The 5094-nt window shown below is 26.4% G+C and carries 5 protein-coding genes and 1 pseudogene; 4 read left to right on the plus strand and 2 right to left on the minus strand.

Annotated elements, in window-relative coordinates:
• The first annotated feature begins 88 nt into the window (after positions 1-88).
• The 3 genes and pseudogenes from HMPREF3265_RS00005 to HMPREF3265_RS12300 form a co-directional block, all read left to right on the plus strand.
• Positions 89-670, plus strand: coding sequence for a TetR/AcrR family transcriptional regulator (locus tag HMPREF3265_RS00005; protein WP_011276564.1), 582 nt, complete (start codon positions 89-91; stop codon positions 668-670).
• 13 nt (positions 671-683) lie between these two features.
• Positions 684-1220, plus strand: a complete 537-nt coding sequence (locus tag HMPREF3265_RS00010; RefSeq protein ID WP_011276563.1) for a hypothetical protein — start codon at positions 684-686, stop codon at positions 1218-1220.
• A pseudogene (locus HMPREF3265_RS12300) lies at positions 1221-1304 on the plus strand (ATP-binding protein); the annotation flags it as partial.
• A gap of 493 nt (positions 1305-1797) precedes the next feature.
• On the opposite strand, the gene HMPREF3265_RS12305 reads toward HMPREF3265_RS12300, so the two are convergent.
• Positions 1798-1893 (minus strand): type I toxin-antitoxin system Fst family toxin, encoded by a 96-nt coding sequence (locus HMPREF3265_RS12305; protein ID WP_011276848.1) that lies wholly within the window; start codon positions 1891-1893, stop codon positions 1798-1800.
• Positions 1894-2108: 215 nt separating this feature from the next.
• Between HMPREF3265_RS12305 and merB the strand changes: the two genes are divergently transcribed.
• Positions 2109-2681, plus strand: a complete 573-nt coding sequence (gene merB / locus HMPREF3265_RS00015) for an organomercurial lyase (RefSeq protein WP_001011857.1) — start codon at positions 2109-2111, stop codon at positions 2679-2681.
• 439 nt (positions 2682-3120) lie between these two features.
• On the opposite strand, the gene HMPREF3265_RS00020 is transcribed toward merB, so the two are convergent.
• Positions 3121-3579, minus strand: a complete 459-nt coding sequence (locus HMPREF3265_RS00020; protein ID WP_070860814.1) for a DUF1307 domain-containing protein — start codon at positions 3577-3579, stop codon at positions 3121-3123.
• Positions 3580-5094: the final 1515 nt, after the last annotated feature.

The raw sequence follows: 5094 nt of genomic DNA on the forward strand, positions 1-5094 counted from the left end.
CTAGATATAAAAAGAGAGTGTACAGAAAATGGTTGTATTCTGTACACTTTTTTAATACAAGTGTATTAAAATGTGTTAACATATAGCTATGCCAAAAATAATTAATCATAAAGAAAAGAAAAAACAAATCATTCAATACGCTTTCGACTCCATTGTAGAAAAAGGAGTTAAGGGATCTACTGTAAGACAAATTGCGAAATTAGCTGATATGACACCTGGACAGATTAGATATTATTTTCCGAATCATTCAGAGTTATTAAATGCTGTAATGTCTACAGTAGAATTAAAAGTAAGGAGGAGAATTGAAGCAATATTTAAATCTGAAAACCTTACTACAATAGATAAAGCAAAAGCGAGTTTATTAACAGTACTACCATTGGATAAAGAGAGACTAGCTGATATGGAAGTTTGGATGGCGTTTCGCAATGACATACATGAGTACGGTCAAAGTACACTTGATGATGGGTTAGACCAATTATGTAATAGTATTTTGACATTATTAAAAAACGATCATTTGTTGAAGAACAATGTGAATATTCATCTTAATTCGATGAAATTACATGCATTAATTGACGGTTTAGCTTTACATAAATTGCTTAATCCAAACGGTGTTTCAAACGATGATATTCAAATCATTGTAGATGAAGAAATAGTTAGATTAACGCAATAAAGGAGGACGGCCCGTGAACTTTATAGCATGGCTTATAATTTTTTGTGAAATAGCCTTTTGGTTTGTAATATTACTTGGTTTAGTAACAAGATATATCTTAAATCAACAAACATTGGGTTTATTCTTCCTTGCACTTACGCCTATTATAGATTTAATACTTATTATAACAACGGTTGTAGACCTTATGAATGGTGCAACAGCTGAAATGCCACATGCTATAGCAGCAGTTTATATTTCAATTTCTCTTGTCTTTGGCAAAAGCATGATAAATTGGGCAGATGATAGATTTAGATATTATGTGATGAAGCAAGGTTCCAAACCTTATAAACTTGACGGTTTAGATTACTCTAAAAACTATGCTAAAAGTTGGTTGAAACATTTACTGTCTTACATTATAGGTACTGGGATTTTACATTTAGTTGTTTATTTGATTAATGATAAAAGTCGTACAGAAGCTATGGATGGTGTTATCCATATTTGGACAATTGTTATTATTATAGACTTAATTATTTGTATTTCATATTTTGTGTGGCCTCCAAAAAGAAATTAAATTATGGATATAAATGGTTTAGATAAAATAAGTACAGAAGTTATAGAAACAGTTAGAGATAGTTTAGTTATAGGTATTCGATAATAGAAAAAGCAACGCATTTTAATATAGTGCGTTGCTTTTCTCATTGATTAGGTAAAGTCATTCTCATATATCGAATAAAGTGACAAGTTACTATAAATTCAATAACTTATTTTGTATGATTATGGTGTACTTATGATTAACATTTTTACATTATCTTTTCACTAAATATAAATAGAAAAGAGCAGAAAAAATAAATATAATCATAAATATTGTACTAGCTAATAAAGCACCTGTTGCTTGTTCATTATAAAGTCCTTTTATTATATATAGTATAGCTGTAAAAGAAAAGTGATGATCATTAAAGCAAAGAAAAAAACTGTTAGAAATCCTATAAAACTTTCTATTTTATTTCATCCTCCTATATAGATACTAATTTTGCATTCCTCTACACTATGATGTTATAATGCACTTAACAAGGAATCCAGCATGGATACACCAATCCCCTCACTACCGCAAATAGTGAGGGGATTTTTGTAGGTGTGGCTATTGTCGCCTATTTGTCTTTGCGATTACGCAGCCAATGCGTAAATAACGCAATAATACAACCACTGATGACTGTGGTCGTGATGTGAACAAGGATTTCCAACATGAATAACACCTCCTCCCTACGTCAAATTGACGCCTGAGAGATAGGCGACTCCATTATTATACCATCTGTATCTTTTGAAGCATATGTACTTCCGATAAGTCATTTTATGTTATATCTTTGCTTTTTTTATAGTATCAAGATAAGAAGAAACTCGTTTCTAAAAAAGAAATTTCATGTATAATTAAATCGTAATAATTACGATTGGAGACAGAAAATTGAACTTTACAAAAGATTTAAATCAAAAAGAAAACGAATTAAGAAATAATATCATAAATAAAATTTGTGAAAACCCTAATAAAAAATTAGATGTAATCCCTGAATATAAATCTTTAATAGACAAAAAAGTTATAACTACTGAAAATGATAAAATCAAATGTATATATCCTATATCTTCTGAAAAAACAAATAAACTCGTCTATACAAACAAAAGCAAAGAACCCTTATTTGCAATGTGTGCAATAGACGCCATAGGTATATATTATACAACAAGCTTAAACATATTAATTTTAAGCGAAGACGAATTAACTAAAGAAAAAATTAAGCTAGAAATAAAAGATAATAAAATAATCAATCACAACAAAAGTAATATTTACATTTCATACAAAGATGTTTGTCAAAAAGAAGATTGTGACAAAAATTGCTGTCCTTACATACACTTTTTCACAAGCAAAAATAACGCCGAAAACTATTTAAATAGTTTGCCAAATAAAGAATCTCATAAAATATTAAATCTTAAACAAGCAAAAGAAATTTCAAAACAATTATTTGAAAATAATAATCTATCTTAAAAGTAATTGCTTTATTGACGTTGAGCCTTGGAATCCTTGACAATCCCTAAACTTGTCGAATGGTCGGTTTAATAGCTCACGCTATACCGACATTCGTCTACAAGTTTAGTTAAGGATTCTTCTCAACGATCAATAAATTTTCTCGTCATAACTGCCATGTTATAATTAAAATATTCTTTCTTGATTTTTAATACTTTGCCACTTTTTAATCAGCCAAAAAGTGAGTAAGAGCTACTTAAATTTTAAATGGTAGCTCTTTTTTATATTCTAATTTATTACAAATCAGAATACCTTTATTTTTAATTTTAAGGCGATATTTTGAAAAATTTGAGCAATCATTCCTGTTGAACATTTTAATTATAAAAGTCATTAAAAATAAAAAATAACGCCAGCTTTTTGCTAACGTTATTCCAAGTGTATAAAATATATTCAGTCAAAATTAGTCTTCTTTTTCTTTAAAACCTTCTTTTTTCATTTCCTTCTCAGTTTTCTTCATACTAAAACCATTCCCTGTATTACCAGACATACTAACAATATCTTTAGATTTTAAAGTATCAATATCAGCATTTTTTAAATCTATAGTTATAGTTTCTATAATCCCTTCATCATTCTCTTTAACAGTTTCCTTTACACCTTTAACGTCTTGCATTTTTTTACTTTCTTTCTCTATTGCTTCCTTCATTATTTTTTTAGATGTATCATCATTCAGACTAAAATCGCTATATTTCAAAGTATTTACAGATTTTTGTTTAATTATTTCGTCCCCTTTATATGTATAAGTTATCTCCATTTTCACATTAGATTCTTCTCCAACAAATGTTTTAGTTTTTTCAGCTCCACAAGCAGATAAAGTAATTAAAAAAACAATACTTACTACCAAACCAGTAACTTTTTTCATAATTTAATCTCCTTTGTTTTAATATTATATAAAATATTATATATCATTCATCCTAAAAATATGACACTTAATTTAGTTAAAAATATATTAAGTTTAGCGAAAAAAAGAAATTGTTATAAACAACAAAATTCAATAATTTTATTCATTTCTCACTTTATGCTTTTATTTTTCTTCTTCAATTTCATCAATCACTTGATGATTAATTTCTTGTTTTTCACTTTCTGTTAAATCAAAAAGTTCACTCGTTAAATACTCTTTTTATTCCAAATATAAAAATATACTGTCAAATCACTTTCTTTTAGAAAATGTAATTTGGCATGTTTTCCGTTCTATTTTATTTCTTTAGACAGTCTAAAATAAATAATACTCTGTTTTTCAATTAATATTTTATAGTTAATTAAAATAATTTTAGGAAGCTTAAAATAAAAAATTTTGAGTATAATCATTTCGATGAATCTTATTATACATTTTATATTTTTTAATTCTCTAGTTAATAAAAAGATAAAATGATCTTTATTTCGATTCACTTTTTAATAAAATTGAGCATAGAAACGTATAGAAATTGTTTTATTCTTTCTCTTTTTTTGAACTTAAAAAATAAATAATATGATCATTATTGAGTTTGATATTGAGAAAAAAGTATTTAATCAATTTCAAAAAGTGAAACAAATGTATGAATTGCTTAGATTACTTTTTAGTGATTTTATTGGTGAAATTAATACTAAAAGTAGTAGGATTAATAGGATTTGGGTAAAAAAATTAATCCTATTTATAGGATTGAGGATGACTGAAGCCTATGAAATCAACAAAAATAATAGTATTCAAACAATTTAAAGTGGTCTTGTAACAATTGTAAATAGTATGCAATATTAAGGATTATAATCTCGATCAATTTCTATTTAATATTAACTCTAAATATTGTTATATCAATGTTTATAATAGTTTTAAAAAAGTAATTAATCAAGGTAAATGTAAGATAATCCTTCAGCTATGCTGAATACCACCAAAGGTGGTACTGGATTCCCTTATGCTCATGTCAAATACTATTTGAAAATCCTATCATGTTTGTAATATTTCCAAAAACAAAACATGTTTGAAGACAAAAGTGGCTATTCTTTTCTTCATTTTTTACTTTAAGTGCTTATTTTTATTTTCAAAATAAGCATTGTTAGTAAAATAATTGGAGATAAAAAAAGAGAAAACTAAGTAAATATCTTTACTCAGTTTGGGATAGAAAAATTCAAATTTAAAATTACATTCGACTCATTTCTTGAACATTAGCGACTTACTTTTTGTTTATGATGTATATCAATTGAATATGAATCTTGATTTTTTAGAATGATAAATACAACCTTTTCTTTCCGATCATTAACAAAATAAATGACAAAAACGATTTTATTAAGTCATTTTTATAACTAAGAAAGATTGCTAAAGAATATAAAAATGTTAACCATTTTTACATTTTTAAAAGTTAAAACAACGCTAAATGATCATTTTATTTTTCATCTTATGCGA

It is taken from the genome of Staphylococcus sp. HMSC62B09 (assembly GCF_001839115.1).
In the GTDB taxonomy this organism is placed as follows: Bacteria; Bacillota; Bacilli; order Staphylococcales; family Staphylococcaceae; genus Staphylococcus; species Staphylococcus haemolyticus.

Coding starts and splice junctions, on each gene's coding strand:
- HMPREF3265_RS12305 (WP_011276848.1), bottom strand. CDS start 1,893: ATGTTGGAAATCCTTGTTCACATCACGACCACAGTCATCAGTGGTTGT.
- HMPREF3265_RS00020 (WP_070860814.1), bottom strand. CDS start 3,579: ATGAAAAAAGTTACTGGTTTGGTAGTAAGTATTGTTTTTTTAATTACT.
- HMPREF3265_RS00005 (WP_011276564.1), top strand. CDS start 89: ATGCCAAAAATAATTAATCATAAAGAAAAGAAAAAACAAATCATTCAA.